Genomic DNA, 22,043 nt, shown 5'->3' with positions numbered 1-22,043 from the left:
CTCTACTCCCGATCCGATACGCCGATCATACTTAAAGGTAGGGTGAGCGTGACGATCGCGCCACCCTCGACCCGGTTCGCCGCCTCGACCCGGCCGCCCAATTTGCGGACGACACTGGACACGAGGAACAGCCCGACGCCGTGGCCCTCGCCCTTGGTCGATTGTTGTGGCCGCCCGACCTGCGACAATGTTGCCGGGGTAAAGCCCGGCCCGCGATCGGTAACGCGGACCGCCACCGCCCCGCCCTCGCGCGCGACGGTCAGGCCGACCCACTGCGGCGAGGCTTCGGCGGCATTGTCGAGGACGTTCCATACCGCCTGCTTGATCGCGGGGTCGGAGACGATCGCGGCGTCGTCATCGGTGCGCTGATAGTCGAGCGCGACCTGGGCATGGCTCTGTCGCCATTCGTCGACGATGGTGTCGATGAAGCGTCCGACCTCCGAGAGTTCGGCCGCCTCGCCGCGGGGTTCGCCCGCCGATTGCAGGATACGGGTCACGATCGCCTTGCAGCGCTGCACCTCGGCCTGCATCTCGGCGATCTCGCCCATCAGTTCGGCATCGTCGCGCAGCTTGGGGACGCGCCGCCAATCGCTGAGGATCACCGACAGGCTGGCCAGAGGCGTGCCCAGCTCATGCGCCGCGCCCGAGGCGAGCAGGCCCATGCGGACGATATGCTCCTCCTCCGACGCCTGCTGACGCAGGTCCGCCAGCCGTGCGGCGCTGAGGCGCATATTGTGGCTGATCCGGGTGACGAACAGGATCAGCAGCCCCGTGACCAGCGCAAAGCCCAGCCAGTTGCCCAGCGTATGCAGCCCGGCAATATCGCCGAACAACCAGGGCGGAAAGGCAAGCGGCCGGTGATGGAGCGACAGCAATCCAAAGCAAAGCCCGGTAATCCCGGCCAACGCCCAGGCCGACCATGTCTCCAGCAACACCGCGCCCAGAACCACCTGGATCAGATAGAGCGAAATGAACGGATTGGTCGCACCGCCCGCCAGGAACAGCTGAAGCGTCAGCGTGCCGACGTCGAACATCAGGGCGAACAGAAGTTCGGTGTTGGTGATCCGGTGGAAGCGCAGCCGGAAATAGCTGAGCAGATTGATCGCGGCCGCCATCACCAGCACGCCCATCATCGCGGGAATGGGGAGCTGGACCCCCATGACGCGGTTGACGAACAGGATCGTTATCAACTGCCCCGCCACCGCCATCCAGCGCAGATGGATAAGCTGGCGCATATTGGCCGTGCCCGCAGCCGCGTCGGGCTCGCGTGGGCGCACGGTAAAGGGCAGGAAGGGCGGATCGCCCGAGGTCACTCACGACCTCGCCGCCAGAGGATGACGATGCCGACCACCGTCAGGATCGCCAGCGCGAACCAGGTCAGGGCATAGGAAAGATGGCTGTTCCGGAACGCCACGACCGTCAGCCCGCCGACGGGATACCCGCCGGGATTGGTCGTTTTGTCGGCGTCGATGAAATAGGGCGCGACCGGGCCAAGCCGCTTGGCCTCGGCAATCGCGGCGACATCGCGCGAGTACCAGCGATCGGCAGCGGGATCGTTCGACCGGAGGAAGGCACCACCCGGCTCCGTAACGCGCAAAAGCCCGGTGATACGAACGGGGCCGTCAGGGCGACTATGATCGGCCCGCTTCTCGGCGGGCACGAAGCCGCGATTGACGATTACGGTGAAGCGGGGGCCGACCAATGGTGTCAGTACCCAGAAACCCGGCCCGCGCTCGGTCACGGCCTGGACATAGGTTTCGCAGTCGTTGCGAAAACGCCCCTCGGCCGTCACGCGGGTATAGGCGTCGGAGGCCTGAGCCGTGGGGGGAGCCGCGACGGGAGGGGCCTGGAGCCTCGCCTCCACCGTCGCGATCAGGTTCAGCTTCCAAACCCGGCGCTGCAACTGCCACAGCCCGAGCGAAAGAAAAGCCGCGATCAGCGCCACGCCGATCGCGGTCAGGATCGCCAGCGTCAGTGGCGAACGGCCACGCCGCTCGCCGCTCACGCCAGCATCGGCCATTACATGCCGCCGCCCAGTTGGGCGGCCATGTCCGGCATCATGTTGGTGTTCATGTGATACATGACCCAGATCGATCCGCTGAGCGTGATGACGACCAGCACGGCCGTAAAGACCAGCGCCATCATCGTCCAGCCACCCTCCGACTTGGTGTTCATGTGGAGGAAGTAGATCATGTGGACGACGATCTGGACGAAGGCCAGGCCCATGATGACCAGCGCGGTCGTCTGGGTATCGCCCAGCGCGCCGGTCATGACCGCCCAGAACGGGATGGCCGTCAGGATCACCGACAGCACGAACCCGATCATATAGCCCTTCATCGAGCCATGACCGTGCGTGTCGCCATGCGAGTGGAGATCATGGTCCAGATTGGCGTGATCGCCGTGACCGTGGGGCTTGTGCGCGCTCACCGGAGAACTCCGAGCAGATAGACAAAGGTGAAGACGCCGATCCAGACGACGTCCAGAAAGTGCCAGAACATGGACAGGCACATCAGGCGGCGCTTGTTCGCCTCGATCAGGCCGAAGCGACCGACCTGCACCATCAGCGTGACCAGCCAGATCGAACCGAAGGTGACGTGCAGACCGTGCGTCCCGACCAGCGTGAAGAAGGACGACAGGAAGGCCGAACGCTGCGGACCCGCGCCCTCATGGATGAGGTTGGCGAATTCGTAGAGTTCGATCGACAGAAAGGCGAGACCGAACAGGCCGGTGATGCCCAGCCAGATCAGCGTGTTCGACTTCTGGTTCTTCTCCATCGCGATCATGGCGAAGCCATAGGTGATCGACGACAGCAGCAGCATCGAGGTGTTGAGCGCGACCAGCGGGAGCTCGAAAATCTCCCGCGGGGTCGGACCGCCCGCATAGCTGGTGCCCAGCACGCCGTAGGTAGCGAACAGGATGGCGAAGATGAGGCAGTCGCTCATCAAGTACATCCAGAAGCCGATGGCCGTCGAGCCACCGGATTCGTGATGATGATCCTCGTCCTCGACCAGATAATAGGTCGGGTTCTTGGCCGGATCGGCGCTCAGAACGTCGGTCGACATGGATCAGGCCCCCTGCCCGAGCAGACGACGCCGCTCGCTTTCCGTAGCCACGACTTCCTCGACGGGAATGTAATAGTCGCGGTCATAGTTGAACGTGTGCCAGATGGCGACGACAACGACACCGATCAGGCCAAGGGCGGCGAGCCACCACATGTACCAGATCATGCCGAACCCGGCGGCCGTCGACAGGGCGGCGATGATGACGCCGGTGCCCGTGTTCTTCGGCATGTGGATCGGACGGTAGCCGTCCACCGGCGCCTCGGCCTTCTTGTCCTTCATGTCGTACCAGGCATCCAGCTCATGGATGACGGGCGTGAACGCGAAGTTGTAGTCCGGCGGCGGCGACGAGGTCGCCCATTCCAGGGTGCGGCCGTCCCAGGGATCGCCCGTCACGTCGCGCAGCTCTTCCTTCTTCCAGATCGACACGCCGATCTGAACCAGGAAGGCGCCGATGCCACCCGCGATCATCAGCGCCCCCAGCAGGGCGACGATGAAGTAGATCTGGAGCGACGGGTCCTCGAAATGGTGCAGACGACGCGTCACGCCCATCAGACCCATGATGTAGAGCGGCGTGAAGGCGACCCAGAAACCGACGACCCACAGCCAGAACGACACCTTGCCCCAGAACTGGTTGAGCTTGAACCCGAAGGCCTTGGGCCACCAGTAGTTGATCGCGGCGAAGGCGCCGAACAGCACGCCGCCGATGATCACGTTGTGGAAGTGCGCGATCAGGAACAGCGAGTTGTGCAGCACGAAGTCGGCAGGCGGAACGGCCAGCAGAACGCCGGTCATGCCACCGATCGAGAAGGTCAGCATGAACGCGATGGTCCACATCATCGGCAGTTCGAACCGGATGCGCCCCTTGTACATGGTGAACAGCCAGTTGAAGATCTTCGCACCCGTCGGGATCGAGATCACCATGGTGGTGATGCCGAAGAACGAGTTGACGCTGGCGCCGGACCCCATGGTGAAGAAGTGGTGCAGCCAGACCAGGTACGACAGGATCGTGATGACGATCGTGGCGTAGACCATCGAGGTGTAGCCGAACAGACGCTTGCCCGAGAAGGTCGAGGTGACTTCCGAGAACACGCCGAACAGCGGCAGGATCAGGATGTACACCTCCGGGTGACCCCAGATCCAGATCAGGTTCACGTACATCATCGGGTTGCCGCCGAGGTTGTTCGTGAAGAAGTTGGTGCCGACATAACGGTCGAGCGACAGCAGGACGAGCGTGGCGGTCAGCACGGGGAAGCTGGCGACGATCAGGACGTTCGCACACAGCGAGGTCCAGCAGAACACCGGCAGCTTCATCATGGTCATGCCCGGCGCGCGCATCTTGATGATGGTCGCGATCAGGTTGATGCCCGACAGGGTCGTACCGACACCCGCCACCTGCAACGCCCAGATATAATAGTCGACACCGACATCGGGACTGAAATCAAGCTCCGACAAGGGCGGGAAGGCCAACCAGCCGGTGCGTGCGAACTCGCCGATGAACAGCGAGGCCATGACCAGCACCACGCCGCCTGCCGTCATCCAGAAGCTCAGATTGTTGAGATACGGGAAGGACACGTCGCGGGCGCCGATCTGGAGCGGCACGACATAGTTCATCAGGCCGGTGATGATCGGCATCGCCACGAAGAAGATCATGATGACGCCGTGGGCGGTGAACACCTGATCATAGTGGTGCGAATTCAGGAAGCCCTGGTTGTCGCCGAACGCGATTGCCTGCTGCCCGCGCATCATCAGCGCGTCGGCAAAGCCGCGCAGCAGCATCACGATGCCCAGGATCATGTACATGATCCCGATCCGCTTGTGATCGACGGTGGTGAACCACTCCTTCCAGAGATAGCCCCACAGCTTGAACTTGGTGATGAGCGCCAGCACCGCGATCCCGCCGACCGCGACGCCCAGGAAGGTGCCGACGACGATGGGCTCGTGGATCGGCAGCGACTCGATCGATAGCCGTCCGAAGATGGTCTTTATGATGTGTTCCATGATGGCGTGCCTCAGCCGCGACCCGCACCGGCATGACCAAAGGTCTGCGGGCCGGGGGTCTGCGGGATGGAAAGGAAAGACATGCGACGGTTCTTCATGTCACCCGGCTGCTGCACGCCGTTCGACGGCAGCGGCTCCTTGCTCTGGTGGGGCGAGGTCTGGATTTCCTCGGGCGACTTTTCGAGCGCACCCTTTGTCCGCTCACCGTGCATCGGGCCGGTATTGTTGACGGGCGGATTGCCCTCGCCGACCTTCATCTTGTGCGGATCGCCGCCACCGGTCATGCGGTCGTGCATCATCACGTCCGACATGCAGGGGGTATTGTCCGCGACGCAGCGGTTGACGACGCGGTTGAACAGGCCGCCCTGAACGCCGCTATAGTACATCGCCGGGACATACTCGCTCGGCTTCTCGACGGTCAGGAAGGCGGCGCGGGTCAGCTGACCCTGGCCCTTGCCCTGCCCGGCCTGCGACGTGCGGACCTTCTCGACCCACTGGTCGAAGCCGCTCGACTGAAGCGCGAAGACGGGGAAGTTCATGCCCGAGAAGCCCGCGCCGCTATAGTGCGACGACAGCCCCTTGAACGTGCCCTCGCGGTTCATGACCGCGTGCAGCTTCGTCTCCATGCCGGGCATGGTGTAGATCATGCCCGCCATCGCGGGGACGTAGAAGGCGTTCATCACCGAGGTGCCGGTCAGGCGGAACTCGACGGGCCGGTCGACCGGCAGAGCCAGCTCGTTGACCGTCGCGATGCCTTGCTCCGGATAGATGAACAGCCACTTCCAGTCGAGCGCGACGACCTGGACCTCCAGCGGCTTGACGCCCGCCGCAACCGGCTGCCCCGGCGCGGTGCGCTCGATCGGACGATAGGGATCGAGCAGATGGGTGCTGGTCCACGTCACCGCGCCCAGGCAGATGATGATGAGCAGCGGCGCCGACCAGATCACCAGCTCCAGCATGGTGGAGTGGTCGAACTCCGGATCATATTCGGCTTCGGTATTGCTCTTGCGATAGCGCCACGCGAACAGCACCGTCAGCGCCATCACCGGAATGATGATGAGCAGCATCAGGGCCGTCGCGATCAACACCAGATCGCGTTGCTGCACGGCGACGTCACCGGCAGGGTTGAGCACGACCGCGTCGCATCCCCCCAGCATGGCCAGGAGGGGCAAGGCGGCCCAGCGAAGAGGGCGCAGGCGCGCAAGGCTCGACGAATGAGACATATGACAGGGGCCGCTACGCCTTTGCTGCACCTGCGCACATTGGACAGTTTGTCCAATCCCCCCATCGTCCGGAAAGGCGCATAGGCGCAGCACAATGGCGGTCATGCGCGGTCTTTTTGCACTGCAACTGATCCGCTTCAATAACTTGGAAGAAGTCAGGACTGGCAGCTGATGAGCGCAGAGTTAACCGCATCGACCTCGACGCCCCTTGAGCGGGACGCGCGGCTGGTCAATGCCCGCGATCCGCACCACGTCGCGCCGGGCGATATCGCCATCGGCGTCATCATCGGGCGCACGTCGGAGTTCTTCGACTTCTTCGTGTACGCCATCGCCTCGGTGCTGGTGTTCCCGTCGCTGATCTTCCCGTATGTCGACGCGCTGACCGGCACGATCTATTCGTTCGCGCTGTTCTCGCTGGCGTTCATCGCGCGTCCGATCGGCACCTTCATCTTCATGGCGGTCGACCGCAATCTGGGCCGCGGCGTCAAGCTGACCATCGCGCTGTTCCTGCTCGGTGGCTCGACCATGGCGATCGCCTTCCTGCCCGGCTATGCGCAGATCGGCACGTCGGCCGCCGTGCTGCTCGGCATCTTCCGCATCATGCAGGGGCTCGCGCTGGGCGGGGCCTGGGACGGCCTGCCCTCGCTGCTGTCGCTGAACGCGCCGGAGCGTCGTCGCGGCTGGTATGCGATGATCCCGCAGCTGGGCGCACCGCTCGGCCTGCTGGTTGCCAATGGCCTGTTCGCCTTCTTCCTGACGACGCTCAGCACCGCCGACTTCCTCGACTGGGGCTGGCGCTACCCGTTCTTCGTGGCGTTCGCGATCAACGTGGTGGCGCTGTTCGCCCGCCTGCGCATCGTCGCGACCCCCGAATTCCAGCGCCTGTTCGAAACCCGCGAGCTTCAGCCGGCACCGGTCGGCGAGACGCTGAGCACCGAGGGTCGTACGGTGTTCCTGGGTGCGTTTGCGCCGCTGGCCAGCTTCGCGATGTTCCACATCGTCACCGTGTTCCCGCTGTCCTGGGTCGTGCTGTTCAACAAGGAACGCCCGCAGGACTTCATGATGATCGAGATCATCGGCAGCATCGTCGGCGTGTTTGCGATCCTGGCGTCGGGCAAGATCGCCGACCGGGTCGGTCGCCGTACGCTGCTGGGCCTGTCGGCCGCCGCGATCGCCGCCTTTGCGGGCTTCGCGCCGTCGCTGCTGGATCAAGGCGGTACCGGCGAGACGATCTACATCGTGCTGGGCTTCCTGCTGCTCGGCCTGGGCTTTGGCCAGTCCTCGGGTGCGATTAATTCGGGCTTCTCGCCCCTGCGTCGCTACACGGGTGCGGCGATTACGTCGGATCTCGCCTGGCTGATCGGTGCTGGCTTCGCGCCGCTCGCCGCATTGTTGCTGTCGAGCCATTTCGGGCTGGTGGCGGTAGGCGCCTATCTGCTGTCGGGTGCGATCGGCACGCTGGCGGCGCTGGGCATCAACAAGGAGCTTGCCAAGCGCGCGTCGTAATAGGACCGGCTCTGATCTGATCGAAGCGGCCGGCGGGGCGACCCGTCGGCCGTTTTGCTTTCATACAGGCGGCTTCCCATATTCCCGTCCTGACAACGACTTGCATTGGGATAGGACTGGCAATGAGCATGGGTGTTTTACGCGCGACGGGTATGCTGGCGGCCGTCATGGGTATCGGGTTGACGGCGAGTGCCGCGGATGCGCGGGTTCCGGCCGGGACCTGGGCCAATCCGTCGAACACGGTGCAGGTCCGCTTTGCGCCGTGCGGACGCGGGCCCGATGCCGAACTGATGTGCGGGACGGTCGTCTGGGCGAGTGAGCAGGCCAAGGCGGACGCCGCGCGGGGCGGCTCGCCACGACTGGTCGGCACGCAGCTGTTCAGCGATTTCGAGGAGGAAGAGCCGGGCCGCTGGTCGGGTACGGTCTATGTTCCCGATATCGGCCGTGAGGTTCAGGGCACGATCACCCAGATCGACGCCCGCACGCTCGTCGGCGAGGGATGCCTGCTGGGTAGCCTGGGTTGCCGCGAACAGCGCTGGCGCCGGGTCAAATAAGCCGGAGTTCAGGGAACCCAAGGCCGTTTGCGGCGTCCCCGACGCAGCCACTTTTGGGAAGGAATGCCATGGCGGAAGAAGCGCTGACGATCGTAAGCGGCACGGTCGAGGACAATGTGTCGGACGGGCAGGTCGAGTTCGTCGGGGAACTCGACGGTGAGGAATATCAGTTTGCGGTCCAGTATGACATGCTGGAAGCGCTGAGCGGGGACGTACCCGAAGGCGACGCGGTCGAGCTATTCGAGCGCTATTCCGACGACATTCTCGAAGCGGCCCTGACTGCGCTCGGCCGTGACATGCAACAATCGCTCGTTGTCGTCAGTGAGAACGACCTCGACTGAGTACACCAGTTGGCCGCACCGCTGACCATCCCGCTGCGCAAATCCCGACGGGGATCAGGATTTGCGCAGCAGGACTGCGGCACCGATTAGGCGCCACTACTACAGTTCCTCGCCAGCCAAGGTTGCTGCAGCCTGGATGACCGCAAGATGGGTAAGCCCCTGCGGCATGTTTCCTAGATAATGCCCCGTCTTGGGGTCGATCATCTCGGCATAGAGCCCCGCCCCATGGCTGTCCAACGCCTCGGTCGCGGCGTCGAACGCAGCTTGAGCGTCCTCGTGCTGGCCTAGGATCGCGCGGGCCTCGATCATCCAGAAGGTGCAGGCAAGGAAATAGCCCTCTTCCTTCTCGACGCCGGTATAGCGATAATGGAAAGCGCCCGACGCAAGCTCCCTGTCCAGCGCGTCCAGTGTCCGCGCCAGACGATCCTGCCCATCAAAACGGAAGCGTACGGCCAAAGCCAGGCTGGCATCCAGCGCGTCGCTGTCGGGATGCATCAGATAGGCACCGCGCTTTTCCGACCAGCAATGCTCGCCGATCCATGCCTCGATCCGGTCGCGCTCGCGCGCCCAGCGGTCGCGGCAGGTGGTCGGGATCTGTCCTTCGTCCGCCAGCTCGACCGCGCGAGCCAGCGCCTGCCAGCAACTGATCTTGGACATGGTGTAATGCTGTTCCTCAGGCAGTTCCCAGATGCCCGCATCGGGGAGCCGCCAGTGATCGGCGCACGCATCGGCCAGATGCGACAGCGTCTCGGCGCTGGAGGTGTCGAGGAAATTGCCGCACGCGACGAAGCGGCTCGCAGTCTCGAAAATGTCGCCGTAGATGCCATGCTGGTGCTGGCCGCCCGCCAGATTGCCGACGCGCACCGGCTTGGAATGTCGATAGCCACTGACGGCGATCTCGCGCTCCGCCGGGACAGGACAGCCGTCCAGTGTGTAGCAGACCTGCGGATCCCCCTCGCCTAGCCGCTTGAGCAACCAGGTAAAGGCAGCCTTCGCCTCGCCATGCGCGCCGATGCGCAGGAACGCCTTGATCGTATAGCCAGCGTCGCGGACCCAGGCGTAGCGATAGTCGTAATTCTTCTTTCCGCCGATCCCCTCGGGCAGCGAGGTTGTCGCCGCCGCGGTGATCGCGCCCGTGGGTGAATAGAGCAGCAGCTTGAGCGCCAACGCGCTGCGCAGGATGCGATCGCGGTGCATCTCCGGCACCTTCAGTCCTTGCGTCCATTGCCGCCATTCGAAATCCGACAGGTCGATCCGCGCGTCGATCTGCTCGATATCCTGGCAGACCAGCGGCTCGTCCTCGCCTGCGATGATGGCGATCCGCGCGCGATCCCCCGGTCCGACCGCCGCCGTACCGGTGACCTGGCCGTCCTCGACCGTATCGATCGTCACCCCGCCGCAATGGCGGAACACGCCCAGCACCCGGTCGACGTGGAAGACGTTATGCCCACCCGCAGGCGCAAAATAGGGGCTGACCGTATCCGCCCGGCGGCTGAAGCGCAGGGTGATGGCGAAGCGGACAAATCCGTCCAGCCCCTCCACCCGCCGCGCCAGTTCCGCCCAGGGCAGCCGCCCAGCTGGGCCGCTATTCAGCGATTCGACCAGCTTGGCTCGGCCGCTTGCCGTGATGAAGATTGTCTCCAGCACATTGCTGTCCGGCCGATAGCGTCGCTCGACGGTAAACGGCTCGACCGGCGTGATGGAAAACGTGCCGCCCCGTTCCCCGTCGAGCAGTTGGTCGAACAGGGGTGCGGAGTCCATATTGGGTACGCACCACCAGTCGATGGCGCCATCCGCACCGCTCAAAGCGACACTGCGCCCGTCGCCCAGCGCGGCGTAATTTTCGAGGTCCAGAAACCCGTCGGCGTCACGAAGCGGCTCGGGATGCTGATCGGGTAAAGTCACGAGGGCGCGTCTCCGTTGATGCAGGTTAGGCGATGGAAACTCGCCAAAACCATAATATCTCCGTGGGACCTTCCCCGGATTGGCGCGTTGCAGCAATCGTTACGAGATTTGGCGTCTTATATTTGGGAGAACGGCCATGAGCCTGGCATCGGCATTCGGTTTCGGCACGAAGAAGGTTCGCTATGCGGTCGTTGGCGCTGGCGACATCACGCAATCGGCAATGCTGCCTGGTATCAAGCACACCGGCAATTCGGAGCTGACCGCGATTGTCACGGGCGATGCGGAAAAAGGCAGGCTTCTCGCCGAGAAATACGGTGTCGAGCATGTCTATTCCTATAACGAGTTCGACAAGCTGCTGACCGCTGGGGTCTGCGATGCGATCTATCTCGGTACGCCGAACTGGCGCCATGCGGAGTTCGCCATCCCCGCGCTCGACGCCGGTATCCATGTCCTGTGCGAAAAGCCGCTGGAGATTTCGAGCGAGAAGGCGCGTGCGATCCAGGATGCCGAGCGGCGTTCCAAGGCCAAGCTGATGACGGCCTATCGCCTGCACTTCGAGCCGGGCACGCTCGATGCGATCGAGAAGATCCGCAATGGCGAACTGGGCGAGTTGGTCGGCTTCACCTCCTGTTTCGGGCAGAAGCTCGACCCCGATAATCATCGGGCCAAGCACGGGCTGGAGGCCGGGCCGCTGTTCGACATGGCCCCCTACCCCATCAACGCCATCCGCTATCTGTTCGGGGCCGAGCCGGTCGCCGTCGAAAGCGCAGTTGCCACGCGCCAGCCGAGCGCGGGCCTGGGCGATCTGGACGATACCTTCGCGGTCGTGCTGCGGATGCCGGGCGACAAATTGGCCAGCTTCACGGTCAGCTATGCGATGAACAATATCGACAGCCTGATCGTCGCGGGCATGAAGGGTTCGATCCATATGAGCCCGGCCTATGGTTTCCAGTCGGCGATCGAGCAGAACCTGACCATCGGCGACAAGCAGAGCCACGAGAAGTTCAAGCATACCGACCATTTCGGCGGGGAAATGCGCTATTTCTCGGATTGCATCCTGAACGACCGCGATCCCGAGCCGGACGCCGAGGAAGGCCTGTCCGACCTGCGCGTCATCGAAGGGATCGTGACCGCGATGAAGACTGGCGGCCGCGTCGAATTGCCGCCCTTCACCCGCACGCGCCGGATCGACCCTGCCAGCCAGCGCCAGACCCTGTCGGCCGTCACCCCGCCCGAACAGGTGAAGGCGAAATCCCCGACGGGCGACTGATCCGCATCAACGCGTTTTTCGGGGAGCGTTATGGCCGATCCAATCGTTACGCTCGCGATAACAGTTTGCGAGTCACGATAGGGAGGTGACGATGAACGACCGGGGAGAACAGCTTCGGCAGCGCGCATATGGCATCTGGCAGTCGGAAGGCGAACCGCATGGTCGTGACCGCGACCATTGGGAGCAGGCCGAACGAGAGTTGACCGAAGTGGTCCTGGACGAACCTGCCGCCCCGGCCAAACCGGCCGTACGGCGGAAAAAGGCCGACGCGGCGCCGCAGACCATCGCGGCGGAGCCGAAGCCCAGGGCGCCCCGAAAGCCCCGCGCCAAGACCGCATGACCTATGCTCGGTGGCTTCCTTTCGCGGGATGCCACCGGGCCATAGCACCCCGCTTCCTATCGAAACTGCCACACGCATAGTCGTTCGACTTTTGCCGGAGAGCCGCTTTGACCGATTTGCCCGAACAGATACTGCCCGGTTCCGCCTATCCGCTGGGCACCAGCTTCGACGGCGAAGGGGTGAATTTTGCCGTCTTTTCCGCCAATGCCGACCGGATCGAACTGTGCATTTTCGACCCCCAGGGGAAGCGCGAGCTGAAGCGCTACACGCTGCCCGAATGCACCGACGAGGTATGGCACGGCTATCTGCCCGATGTCGGGCCGGGTCTGCTCTACGGCTATCGCGCGCATGGTCGCTACGAGCCGGAGGCCGGGCACCGGTTCAACCCAAACAAGCTGTTGCTCGACCCCTATGCCCGCAAGCTGTACGGCGAGATCAAGTGGACCGACGCGCTGCACGGCTATCAGATCCGGTCGAAGAAGGAGGATCTGAGCTTCGACAAGCGCGACAGCGCCGCCGCCATGCCCAAGGCCGTGGTGGTCGACGATCATTTCGACTGGTCCCGCGACGTGAAGCCGAACACGCCCTGGTCGGAAACGGTGATCTACGAAGCCCATGTGAAGGGCCTGACCAAGCTGATGGAACTGGTTCCCCCGCGCGAGCGGGGCACCTATGCGGGGCTCGGTCATCCGGCGGTCATCAAGCACCTGAAGCGCATCGGCGTGACCGCGATCGAACTTCTGCCGATCCACAGTTTCACCCAGGACCGTTTCCTTCAGGAAAAGGGCCTGCGCAATTATTGGGGTTACAACACCCTCGGCTTCTTCGCGCCCGAGCAGGCCTATTTCGCGACCGATACCCAGGACGAGCTGCGTCGCGCGGTCCACAAGCTGCACAAGGCGGGGATCGAAGTCATTCTCGACGTCGTCTACAACCACACCTGCGAGGGGTCGGAGAAGGGGCCGACCCTGTCGTGGCGCGGGCTGGACAATGCCAGCTATTACCGACTGGTCCAGGATCAGCCGCGCTATACGATCAACGATACCGGCACCGGCAACACGCTGAACCTGTCCAAGGCGCGGGTGATCCAGATGGTGACGGACTCGCTGCGCTATTGGGCAACGAGCTTCGGGATCGACGGTTTCCGCTTCGACCTCGGCCTGACCTTGGGGCGCGAGGCGACGGGTTTCGATCCGGGCGCGGCGTTCTTCGACGTGCTGCGGCAGGACCCGGTGCTCGGACGGCTAAAGCTGCTGACGGAGCCATGGGATGTCGGGCCGGGCGGCTATCAGCTTGGTAATTTTCCGCCGGGCTTTTCGGAATGGAACGACAAGTATCGCGACACGGTACGCAAATTCTGGCGTGGCGACTCCGGCCAGCGTGGTGATCTGGCGGCGCGGCTGTCGGGTTCCGGTGACTTGTTCGACCGTCGCGCGCGGCGTCCCTGGGCCAGCCTGAATATGCTCGCCGCCCATGACGGTTTCACCCTCGCCGATACCGTCATGTACGAACAGCGTCACAACGAAGCGAACAAGGAAGACAATCGCGACGGCCATTCTGAGAATTACTCGCGCAACTGGGGCGCCGAGGGGCCGACCGAGGACGAGAATATCAAGGCGGCGCGTGGTCGTGTGATGCGCTCGATGATGACGACCCTGCTTGCCTCGCTGGGCACGCCAATGATCGTCGCGGGCGACGAGTTCGGCCGCACGCAACATGGCAACAACAACGCCTATTGCCAGGATAACGAGATCAGCTGGCTCGACTGGAAGGCTGCGGCATCGGACGAGGGTGAGGGGATGATCGCCTTCACCGCGCGACTGGCCGAATTGCGCCGCCGCTATCCCGTCCTTCGCTCGCCCAGCTTCCTATATGGGCAGGACACGCCAGGCCATGGCATCAACGACATCGAATGGTGGGACGAGCGTGGCGAGCAGCTGAGCCCCGAGGATTGGGACAATCCCGAGGGTCGAGCCCTGATGATGCGGCGCGCGTCCGCGACCGAGGATGGCGGCGTCGAGGCGGTCTCGCTGCTGCTCAATGCCTCGCCCGATCCGATCACCTTCACCCTGCCCCCGCCCCATGCCGCGCGCACCGTTCTGATTGATAGCGCCAAGCCCGAACAGGGCGAGGTCGAGATCGGCGATAGCTATGAGGTCGGACCGCAGAGCGCGGTGCTCATCACCTGGCGGGACACGGTCGAGGCATGACGAACTGGGGGCCTGAACTGCGCGAGGGCGCGGATACGCTGTTCCGGCTCTGGGCGCCGGATCGTGACGCGGTGACGCTGGAGATCGACGGCGCGCCCTCGGTGTCGATGGATCGAGACCAAGAAGGATGGTTTTCCGCCGCCGCCCCAGCGGCTGCGGGAAGCCGCTATCGTTTCCGCCTGGACAAGGAGTTGGCGGTGCCCGACCCCGCCTCCCGGCTTCAGGCGGGCGGTGTCCATGGCTGGAGCGTGGTGGTCGACCCGGCCTTTGCCTGGAGCGCCACGGAATGGCGTGGGCGGCCATGGGAGGAAACGGTGCTGCTCGAAGTCCATGCCGGGACGCTGGGTGGCTTTGAGGGCATTCGACAGAAGCTGCCCGCCATCGCGGCCTCTGGGATCACCGCGATCGAGCTGATGCCGGTCAACGCATTCGGCGGCACCCGCAATTGGGGCTATGACGGCGTCCTGCCCTATGCCGTGGCCGAGCCCTATGGCTCACCCGCCGAGCTGAAGACGCTGGTCGACACGGCGCATGGCCTGGGCCTCTCGGTCTTCCTCGACGTGGTGTATAATCACTTCGGGCCGGACGGAAATTATCTGAACGCCTATGCCAGCGCCTTCTTCCACAAGGAGGTCGACACGCCCTGGGGCGGCGCGGTGGCGGTCGATGCCGATCCGGTACACCGTTTCTTTGTCGACAATGCCCTCATGTGGCTGCGCGATTATCGCATCGATGGCTTACGCTTTGATGCGGTTCACGCCATCGAGAATGACGGCTTCCTCGACCGGATGGCGAGCGAGATTCGCACTGCCCTGCCCGAACGGCACGTCCATCTGGTACTGGAGAATGAGAAGAACGACGCCGACCGCCTGCGCGCCGGTTGTTATAACGCCCAGTGGAACGACGATTTCCATAACGTCCTGCACGTCCTGCTGACCGGCGAGACCAGCGCCTATTATGGCGACTTCGCCGATCATGCGGCCGAGCGGTTGGCGCGCTGCTTGAAGGAGGGCTTCATCTATCAGGGTGAAGGATCGCCCAATCATGACGGCAAGCCTCGTGGCAAACCATCGGGCGATCTGCCCAGCACGGCCTTTGTCGCTTTTCTCCAGAACCATGATCAGGTCGGCAACCGGGCGATGGGCGACCGGCTGATCCGCCTGACCGATCGCGAGCGGCTCCGCGCGGCGACCGCGTTGCTGCTGCTCGGTCCGCAAATCCCGCTGCTGTTCATGGGCGAGGATGAGGGGAGCGAAAGCCCGTTCCTGTTTTTCACCGACTTTCATGACGAACTGGCCGACGCGGTTCGTGAAGGGCGCCGACGCGAGTTCGCCAAGTTCGACGCATTTGCCGACGAGGAAGCGCGTCAACGCATTCCCGACCCCAATGCCCGTAGCACTTTTGACAGCTCGATCCCCGAGCCCGGTCCCGAGGCAGGGGAGTGGCGTGCGCTATACCGCGAACTACTGGCGCTCCGGCAGGTGCATATCATGCCGCGCTTGAAGGGGGCGGTGGGTCTGGCGGCGGACGTGACCGGGACCGCACGGGTCAAGGCGCGCTGGCGCATGGCCGATGGCGCGACGCTGACCATCCTGATCGACCTGGGCGAAGCGCCCGAGGCGATCGCTGCGGATCAAGGCCAGTTGATCTACCGGGAAGGCGATCGCTTCGCCGCATGGATCGCAGAATGAGCGTCCTCCACACCCGCGCCGAAGCCGCCGGGCTGTCACGTCACTGGCAGGACGCCAAGGGACGGGACCAGACCGTTTCCGACGAGGCGCTGGCGGCGATCCTCGATCGGCTCGATACCGATGTCGGCGAGCCTGTGTTCGTCTCGGGTGAACTCGGCGAGCAAATCCCCCTTCCCGACATCTGCCGTGACGGGACAGCGCTGCTGACGCTGGAGGGTGGCGAAACGGTGTCGCTTTCGATCCAGGGCCAAATGCTGCCGGCCATTCTCGAGCCCGGCTATCACCGGCTGGAACAGGGCGAGCGGCAATGGACGGTCGCCATCGCCCCGCCCCGCTGTCCGGCCCCACCGTCGGGCAGGCATTGGGGCAGCGCCGTCCAGATTCCATCCTTGCGCGAAGGTGGTGGTGCCTTTGGCGACTTCGCCAGTCTAGCAGGCGCCGCCAAGTCGCTGGGCCGAGCCGGTGCCGCCGCTCTGGCGGTCAGCCCCGCCCATGCGCTGTTTCCCGCCGACGCCGCGCGCTTCAGCCCCTATGCCCCGTCCAGCCGGTTGTTCCGCAACGTCTGGCTGGCCCCGGCTGGCGAGCCGGTGCCTGACACCCCTGCCCTGATCGACTGGCAAAGCGCCGCGCCGGATCGGATGCGGGACCTGCGCATCGTTTACGATCAGCTCGACACGGTGCAAAGCCGAGCCTTCGAACGCTGGCGGGCGGAGGGCGGCGAACGGCTGGAATCGCAGGCGCGGTTCGATGCGCTCCACGCCTATTTCCATGGCCGCGACCGGGCGGGGGGCTGGCCTGACTGGCCGGAAGAGTATCGCGATCCCGCCAGCGAAGCGGTCGCGCGTTTTGCCGCCGAGCATGTCGACGCCATTCGCTTCTACGCCTTTGCCCAATGGTGGGCCGACCGAGCGCTTCGCGACGCGGCGGACACGGCGCGGGGCAATGGCATGGCGATCGGACTGATTGCCGACCTCGCCATTGGCGTTGCCACGAACGGCGCGGACGGCTGGAGCCGACGCGGCGAGTTGCTGAGCGGCCTGTCGATCGGTGCCCCGCCCGATCCGCTCGGTCCCGATGGCCAGAATTGGGGAATCACCGCGCTGTCGCCCTTCGCGCTGCGGCGACAGGGCTTTGCACCGTTCATCGATACGCTGCGTGCAGTCTTCGCGCATGCGGGCGGCATCCGCATCGACCATGCGTTGGGGTTATGTCGACTCTGGGTCGTGCCGGACGGCGCTCCGGCCGATCAGGGTGCCTATCTGGCGATGCCCTTTGCCGACATGCTGCGCATCCTGCGGATCGAGGCGCATCGGGCCAATCAGGGACGCGGAGCCATCGTGATCGGTGAGGACCTGGGCACCGTGCCGCCTGGCTTTCGCGACATCATGGCAAAGGCCGGAATGCTCGGCATGCGCGTCCTGCCGTTCGAGCGGGATGCGGACGGTGCGTTCCTTCCGCCCGAGACGTGGAGCGGGCAGGCGATCGCGATGACCGCCACCCACGACATCGCGACCGTTGCCGGATGGTGGAAGGGCCGCGATCTGGAATGGCGCGCGCGTATCGCCGAGCGGCCCGTCTCGCCGGATGACAGCACGGACCGTGCCCGGGAACGCACCGCCCTATGGCAGGCGATCGGCAACGGAGCGCCCGAACCCAACGAACCCACCGCCGCGGTCGATGCCGCCATCGCCGCCGTCGCGGAAACGCCGTGTCCGCTGGCCATCGTGCCGGTCGAGGACCTGCTGGGGTTGGACGAGCAACCCAATCTCCCCGGCACCATCGACGAGCATCCGAACTGGCGTCGTCGCCTGCCCGATACGCTCGCGCGATCGCTCGCCACGCCCGAGGTTGCGACGCGCATCGCCATACTTAACGCCCGCTGACCCGCTTTATCGAAGGACGTCGCCCATGACGCCGCGCGCCACCTATCGCTTTCAGTTCCACAAGGACTTCCCTTTCGCCCGAGCGGTAGCCCTGCTCCCCTATCTCGACACGCTGGGGATCAGCCATGTCTATGCCTCGCCGATCACCACAGCGGCGGCTGGATCGATGCACGGATACGACGTCATCGACCCAACGCGGATCAATCCGGAACTGGGCGGCGAAGAAGCCTTCCGGTCTCTCGCCGAAGCCGCCAGGGCACGCGGCATGGGGGTCATCATCGACATCGTGCCCAATCATATGGGCGTGGCGGGCGGCGGCAATGGCTGGTGGAACGACGTGCTGGCCAAAGGTCAGGCAAGCCGCTTCGCACGCTTTTTCGACATCGATTGGTCCCGCAAGCTCGTCCTGCCGATCCTCGGCGAGCCGCTGAACAAGGTGTTGGCGGACGGTCAGATCGTCGTCGAGCGCCGCGATGGCCGAGCCGAGGTCGTCGCCTATGGCGAACATCGTCTGCCGATCCGGGATGAGGATCAGGATGGGGCCGAGACGCAGGAGCTTGCAGCCTTGCTTGGCCGCCAGCATTATCGGCTGGCGTCGTGGCGGGTATCGAACGACGAACTCAACTGGCGGCGCTTCTTCACGATCAACGATCTGGCGGGGCTGCGCGTCGAAGACGATCAGGTCTTCGAGGAGACCCATGCCCTTTATTTCCGGCTATATGAGCAAGGGTTGATCGACGGCGTCCGGATCGACCATGTCGACGGACTGACCGACCCGATCGGCTATTGCCGCAAGTTGCGCGCGCGCTTCGACGCCATCACGCGGGACGATGGCAACCACGCCTATATCGTCGTCGAAAAGATCCTCGCGGCCGACGAGCCCATGGGCAATGATTGGGGCGTCGACGGCACCAGCGGCTATGACTTCATGGAGGAGGTATCGGCCCTGCTCCACGCGCCCGAGGGCACCAGGCCGCTCGCTGAGCTTTGGGCACAATTGAGCGGCCGTTCGGACCAGTTCGCGCCGGAGGAACTCCAGGCACGACAGGACCTGCTCGCGTGGCAGTTTGCCGGACAGCTGGACCAGTGCGTCTCGGCCTTCGCAGCGCTGACCGCTTCTGCCCCGAAACTGGAGGGGGCGATCACCACCCCGATGCTGCGCCGGGCGATCGAGCGTTTGCTCTGGGTCTTTCCGGTCTATCGAACCTATGGCCCCGATGCGCCTTCGTCCGATGAAGCCATCCGCCGAATGGCGCGCGAACGGGTGGAGCCGCTATTGCCCCCCGGAGAGGCTTTTGTCGTCGACCAGATGCTGGAATGGCTGGCAGGCTCCGGGCCCGGCGACCGCGAACGGCTTGGAGAAGCGGTCAGGCGTTTTCAGCAGCTTTCGGCCCCCATCGCGGCCAAGGCGGTCGAAGACACCGCCTTTTATCGTCACGCGACCTTGCTCTCTCGTAACGATGTCGGGTTCGACGCATCGCGGCTCAGCCTGTCGATCGCAGCCTTTCATGACCGGATGAAGGGCCGTGCGGACCGCTTTCCACTGGCGATGCTGACCACCGCGACCCATGATCACAAGCGTGGAGAGGATGTCCGCGCCCGGCTGGCGGTCCTGAGCGCGATGCCGGAGGATTGGCGACGTCAGGTCGAGGCGTGGCGGATGCAGACGCTGGACCTTGCCGAAGGAGTCGATCCGGCCGACTGGTATATGCTGATCCAGACCTTGGTCGGGACCTGGCCCGAACCCGGCGAATTGGACGACTTCGCCGAACGGATTGCCGCTTGGCAGGAGAAGGCGTTGCGGGAGGCCAAGCTTCGTTCGTCGTGGGAAGACCCCGACACCGACTATGAGGCGCGTTGCAACCATCTCGCGAAGACGTTGATCGATAGCGACGAAGGGACGGATTTCCGGGAGGGCATGGCCGCACTGCTCCACCGCATCCGTCCGGCCGCCGGTGCGAATTCGCTCGTCCAGGTCGCGCTGCGCTATACGGTGCCGGGTGTGCCGGACTGCTATCAGGGGACGGAGTTCGCCGATCTGAGCCTGGTCGATCCCGACAATCGCCGCCCAGTCGACTATTCTGCGCGGGAGGCGGCCTTGGGTGACGGGTCGGCGCCGAAACAAAAGCTTATGGCCGAACTGCTAGGCCTGCGTCGCCAGCATCCCGACCTGTTCACGCACGGCACCTATCATCCGCTTGCCGTCACAGGCCATGGTCGCGACCGGGTCATCGCCTTTGAGCGGCGGCACGGTGAGGCCGTCCTGACCTGTGTCTTCGGTTTGCGACTGGAACCGTTGATGGACGAGCACGGCACCATCGACTGGCGCGATACGGCCGTCCTCCGTGCTGACGTGGTGCTGCGTCTCGGCGACCTTCTGGCGGACAGACCGGTCTGGTACGAATTACGCGCGGGAGAGAAATGACACCGCTCCCCGTCGGCTTCTACCAAGGCGATGTGGAAGATGTGGCGCGCGCGCTCATCGGCGTCACGCTCACCGTCGACGGCATAGGCGGGGTGATCGTCGAAACGGAAGCCTATGACGCGGCCGACCCCGCCTCGCACAGTTTTGCGGGGCGAACGGCGCGGAACGCGGCGATGTTCGGACCGGTCGGCCACGCTTATGTGTATCGCATCTATGGCCTTCATCACTGCCTGAATGTCGTATGCGGTACTTCGGGCAGCGCTGTCCTAATCCGGGCTTTGGAGCCCCTGCATGGTCTGGATGTCATGCAGGAACGGCGCGGTTCCGGGCTTCCGACAAGACAACTTTGTTCGGGACCGGGCAAATTGTGCAGCGCGCTTGGCATCGACCTGGGCCTGAACGGCGCGTCGCTTTTGGAGTCCCCTTTCGCGCTGACGGGAACGCCGAACGCTGCGCCGGTCGTGGTCGGCACGCGGATCGGCATCACACGGGCGGCGGAACGGCCACGCCGCTTTGGCTTAAAGAATTCTACATGGCTCAGTCGGCCCATGGGCGACTGAATACGGCATTGCAGCATAAAACTACTGCGATGCAGCGACGTATTTACTTGATATTGACCACAACAACGGCGAGCCTCGACTCATAATAGATAAAGGGCGAGTCGATGGAGTGGATCAAGGTCCTGGCGCTGGTTGCCATGGTCTATGGAATCTGGGCGGCCTATCGGTCACTGGGCGCACCAGTTCTTCATGAAGGCTCGCGTTATTTCCGCCAACCGGACGGAAGTTTTCGCCGCTGGTATGGCGGCCGTCGGTTCAGCGCATCCGAAGTCGGCATGACCGAACAGGGCTGATCCCGCACGGTCAGCAACGGTAAAGACGGACACCCCTATCTCCCGGCCTTCGCCCTTCCCATATGGGAGGTCGAAGGAATGGAACCACAATGCTTGCCGATCTGGGCGTTCCCCTACCCCTGCTGACCGTCGTCCTTGCCGTCGTGCTGGCGGGCATCATCGCTCGCCGCGTACCGATCTTGCGGGTGGCGATCAGCCTGCTGTCCTGGCTTTTGCTCGGCGGATTATTGTTCGTCCTGCTGCAGCAACGCCAGCAATTCGATCCCTATATCCAGCGCGCGATGCAGATGTTGAATTTGCAGGACCAGAGCGTCGTCGGCGACACGGTGCGTATTCGCATGGCGCCGGACGGCCATTTCTGGGCGCGCGTCACCGTCAACGGCGTCAACCGGCGGATGCTGGTCGACAGCGGCGCGACGCTGACCGCCCTGTCCAGCGCAACGGCACAGGCGGCTGGCCTGAAGGCCAGCATGCCCGCCTTCCCGGTCGTGCTCAACACCGCCAACGGGATGATCCGGGCGGAAACGGCGCGCGTCGACTCGCTGCGCATAGGCACCATTCGTGCCGACAAGGTGCCGGTGGTCGTCTCGCCCGCGTTCGGCGAAACCGACGTGCTGGGCATGAACTTCCTGTCGCGCCTGAAAAGCTGGCGGGTCGAGGGCTCGACCCTGATCCTGGAGCCGCACCACCCCCAGCCATTAACCGAGCGGTCATGACCGCCATGATAGGCAAAGTGATACAAATCAACGCGATCGGTGCCGTCGCCGATTGACTTGACGGTA

19 protein-coding genes are annotated in these 22,043 nt (G+C 64.2%); 12 read left to right on the top strand and 7 right to left on the bottom strand.

The features are described 5' to 3' along the window. Positions 1 to 2: 2 nt before the first annotated feature. The 6 genes from ACWKSV_RS04875 to cyoA are packed head-to-tail and all read right to left on the bottom strand — an operon-like array spanning position 3 to position 6,217. Positions 3 to 1,313 (bottom strand): ATP-binding protein, encoded by a 1,311-nt coding sequence (locus ACWKSV_RS04875; protein WP_076716234.1) that lies wholly within the window; start codon positions 1,311 to 1,313, stop codon positions 3 to 5. Next, entirely contained in the window at positions 1,310 to 2,020 is a 711-nt protein-coding gene (locus ACWKSV_RS04870) for an SURF1 family protein (RefSeq protein ID WP_076716232.1), read from the bottom strand. Before ACWKSV_RS04870 ends, ACWKSV_RS04875 begins: the two co-directional genes overlap by 4 nt. Further along, a complete protein-coding gene (cyoD, locus tag ACWKSV_RS04865; protein ID WP_076716231.1) occupies positions 2,020 to 2,427 on the bottom strand; it encodes a cytochrome o ubiquinol oxidase subunit IV in 408 nt (135 codons plus the stop codon). Before cyoD ends, ACWKSV_RS04870 begins: the two co-directional genes overlap by 1 nt. Continuing rightward, complete coding sequence (gene cyoC / locus ACWKSV_RS04860) at positions 2,424 to 3,062, bottom strand: cytochrome o ubiquinol oxidase subunit III (RefSeq protein ID WP_007403230.1); 639 nt, start codon at positions 3,060 to 3,062, stop codon at positions 2,424 to 2,426. Before cyoC ends, cyoD begins: the two co-directional genes overlap by 4 nt. A 3-nt stretch (positions 3,063 to 3,065) precedes the next feature. Continuing rightward, complete coding sequence (gene cyoB / locus ACWKSV_RS04855; RefSeq protein WP_076716229.1) at positions 3,066 to 5,060, bottom strand: cytochrome o ubiquinol oxidase subunit I; 1,995 nt, start codon at positions 5,058 to 5,060, stop codon at positions 3,066 to 3,068. Positions 5,061 to 5,071: 11 nt separating this feature from the next. Continuing rightward, on the bottom strand, positions 5,072 to 6,217 hold the full coding sequence (gene cyoA / locus ACWKSV_RS04850) for a ubiquinol oxidase subunit II (RefSeq protein WP_156884270.1): 1,146 nt from the start codon (positions 6,215 to 6,217) through the stop codon (positions 5,072 to 5,074). A gap of 237 nt (positions 6,218 to 6,454) precedes the next feature. Here cyoA and ACWKSV_RS04845 point away from each other — a divergent pair, with 237 nt between their 5' ends. The 3 genes from ACWKSV_RS04845 to ACWKSV_RS04835 all read left to right on the top strand — a co-directional run bounded on the left by ACWKSV_RS04845 (position 6,455) and on the right by ACWKSV_RS04835 (position 8,684). Next, the gene (locus ACWKSV_RS04845) at positions 6,455 to 7,789 is read left to right on the top strand and encodes an MFS transporter (RefSeq protein ID WP_056434934.1); all 1,335 of its coding nucleotides are present in this window, start codon (positions 6,455 to 6,457) and stop codon (positions 7,787 to 7,789) included. A gap of 122 nt (positions 7,790 to 7,911) precedes the next feature. After that, positions 7,912 to 8,343: a DUF2147 domain-containing protein gene (locus tag ACWKSV_RS04840; protein ID WP_237243356.1), complete on the top strand. Its 432-nt coding sequence runs from the start codon at positions 7,912 to 7,914 to the stop codon at positions 8,341 to 8,343. A 68-nt stretch (positions 8,344 to 8,411) separates the two neighbouring features. Next, positions 8,412 to 8,684 carry a DUF1488 family protein gene (locus ACWKSV_RS04835; protein ID WP_076716225.1) on the top strand — a complete coding sequence of 91 codons (273 nt, stop codon included), beginning with the start codon at positions 8,412 to 8,414 and terminating at the stop codon, positions 8,682 to 8,684. A 99-nt stretch (positions 8,685 to 8,783) separates the two neighbouring features. Here the strand turns inward: ACWKSV_RS04835 and ACWKSV_RS04830 are convergent, their stop codons facing one another. After that, the gene (locus ACWKSV_RS04830) at positions 8,784 to 10,589 is read right to left on the bottom strand and encodes a glycoside hydrolase family 15 protein (protein ID WP_076716223.1); all 1,806 of its coding nucleotides are present in this window, start codon (positions 10,587 to 10,589) and stop codon (positions 8,784 to 8,786) included. Between the two features lie 136 nt (positions 10,590 to 10,725). Here ACWKSV_RS04830 and ACWKSV_RS04825 point away from each other — a divergent pair, with 136 nt between their 5' ends. From ACWKSV_RS04825 to ACWKSV_RS04785, 9 genes are all read left to right on the top strand, one after another. Then, a complete protein-coding gene (locus ACWKSV_RS04825; protein WP_076716222.1) occupies positions 10,726 to 11,859 on the top strand; it encodes a Gfo/Idh/MocA family protein in 1,134 nt (377 codons plus the stop codon). A 91-nt stretch (positions 11,860 to 11,950) separates the two neighbouring features. Beyond that, positions 11,951 to 12,199 (top strand): DUF2934 domain-containing protein, encoded by a 249-nt coding sequence (locus ACWKSV_RS04820; protein WP_076716220.1) that lies wholly within the window; start codon positions 11,951 to 11,953, stop codon positions 12,197 to 12,199. 107 nt (positions 12,200 to 12,306) lie between these two features. Continuing rightward, positions 12,307 to 14,409, top strand: a complete 2,103-nt coding sequence (gene glgX, locus ACWKSV_RS04815) for a glycogen debranching protein GlgX (protein WP_076716219.1) — start codon at positions 12,307 to 12,309, stop codon at positions 14,407 to 14,409. Continuing rightward, positions 14,406 to 16,100 carry a malto-oligosyltrehalose trehalohydrolase gene (treZ, locus tag ACWKSV_RS04810; RefSeq protein WP_076716217.1) on the top strand — a complete coding sequence of 565 codons (1,695 nt, stop codon included), beginning with the start codon at positions 14,406 to 14,408 and terminating at the stop codon, positions 16,098 to 16,100. Before glgX ends, treZ begins: the two co-directional genes overlap by 4 nt. Next, the gene (malQ, locus tag ACWKSV_RS04805) at positions 16,097 to 17,983 is read left to right on the top strand and encodes a 4-alpha-glucanotransferase (RefSeq protein ID WP_191864510.1); all 1,887 of its coding nucleotides are present in this window, start codon (positions 16,097 to 16,099) and stop codon (positions 17,981 to 17,983) included. Before treZ ends, malQ begins: the two co-directional genes overlap by 4 nt. Before the next feature lie 25 nt (positions 17,984 to 18,008). Further along, positions 18,009 to 20,408 (top strand): malto-oligosyltrehalose synthase, encoded by a 2,400-nt coding sequence (gene treY, locus ACWKSV_RS04800; RefSeq protein ID WP_076716214.1) that lies wholly within the window; start codon positions 18,009 to 18,011, stop codon positions 20,406 to 20,408. Beyond that, entirely contained in the window at positions 20,405 to 20,968 is a 564-nt protein-coding gene (locus tag ACWKSV_RS04795) for a DNA-3-methyladenine glycosylase (RefSeq protein ID WP_076716212.1), read from the top strand. The genes treY and ACWKSV_RS04795 overlap by 4 nt, the downstream gene beginning before the upstream one ends. A 104-nt stretch (positions 20,969 to 21,072) precedes the next feature. Then, positions 21,073 to 21,261, top strand: a complete 189-nt coding sequence (locus ACWKSV_RS04790; protein WP_056434944.1) for a hypothetical protein — start codon at positions 21,073 to 21,075, stop codon at positions 21,259 to 21,261. Positions 21,262 to 21,350: 89 nt separating this feature from the next. Beyond that, positions 21,351 to 21,977, top strand: coding sequence for a retropepsin-like aspartic protease family protein (locus ACWKSV_RS04785; RefSeq protein ID WP_076716211.1), 627 nt, complete (start codon positions 21,351 to 21,353; stop codon positions 21,975 to 21,977). Positions 21,978 to 22,043: the final 66 nt, after the last annotated feature.

The sequence above is a fragment of the Sphingomonas sp. SphC10 genome (assembly GCF_057004845.1).
This window is presented reverse-complemented; position numbering and strand designations above follow the sequence as displayed.

Coding starts and splice junctions, on each gene's coding strand:
- ACWKSV_RS04790 (WP_056434944.1), top strand. CDS start 21,073: ATGGAGTGGATCAAGGTCCTGGCGCTGGTTGCCATGGTCTATGGAATC.
- malQ (WP_191864510.1), top strand. CDS start 16,097: ATGAGCGTCCTCCACACCCGCGCCGAAGCCGCCGGGCTGTCACGTCAC.
- cyoA (WP_156884270.1), bottom strand. CDS start 6,217: ATGCTGGGGGGATGCGACGCGGTCGTGCTCAACCCTGCCGGTGACGTC.
- cyoC (WP_007403230.1), bottom strand. CDS start 3,062: ATGTCGACCGACGTTCTGAGCGCCGATCCGGCCAAGAACCCGACCTAT.
- ACWKSV_RS04835 (WP_076716225.1), top strand. CDS start 8,412: ATGGCGGAAGAAGCGCTGACGATCGTAAGCGGCACGGTCGAGGACAAT.
- ACWKSV_RS04820 (WP_076716220.1), top strand. CDS start 11,951: ATGAACGACCGGGGAGAACAGCTTCGGCAGCGCGCATATGGCATCTGG.
- ACWKSV_RS04840 (WP_237243356.1), top strand. CDS start 7,912: ATGAGCATGGGTGTTTTACGCGCGACGGGTATGCTGGCGGCCGTCATG.
- treZ (WP_076716217.1), top strand. CDS start 14,406: ATGACGAACTGGGGGCCTGAACTGCGCGAGGGCGCGGATACGCTGTTC.
- treY (WP_076716214.1), top strand. CDS start 18,009: ATGACGCCGCGCGCCACCTATCGCTTTCAGTTCCACAAGGACTTCCCT.
- ACWKSV_RS04795 (WP_076716212.1), top strand. CDS start 20,405: ATGACACCGCTCCCCGTCGGCTTCTACCAAGGCGATGTGGAAGATGTG.
- ACWKSV_RS04845 (WP_056434934.1), top strand. CDS start 6,455: ATGAGCGCAGAGTTAACCGCATCGACCTCGACGCCCCTTGAGCGGGAC.
- ACWKSV_RS04825 (WP_076716222.1), top strand. CDS start 10,726: ATGAGCCTGGCATCGGCATTCGGTTTCGGCACGAAGAAGGTTCGCTAT.
- ACWKSV_RS04785 (WP_076716211.1), top strand. CDS start 21,351: ATGCTTGCCGATCTGGGCGTTCCCCTACCCCTGCTGACCGTCGTCCTT.
- cyoB (WP_076716229.1), bottom strand. CDS start 5,060: ATGGAACACATCATAAAGACCATCTTCGGACGGCTATCGATCGAGTCG.
- ACWKSV_RS04870 (WP_076716232.1), bottom strand. CDS start 2,020: ATGGCCGATGCTGGCGTGAGCGGCGAGCGGCGTGGCCGTTCGCCACTG.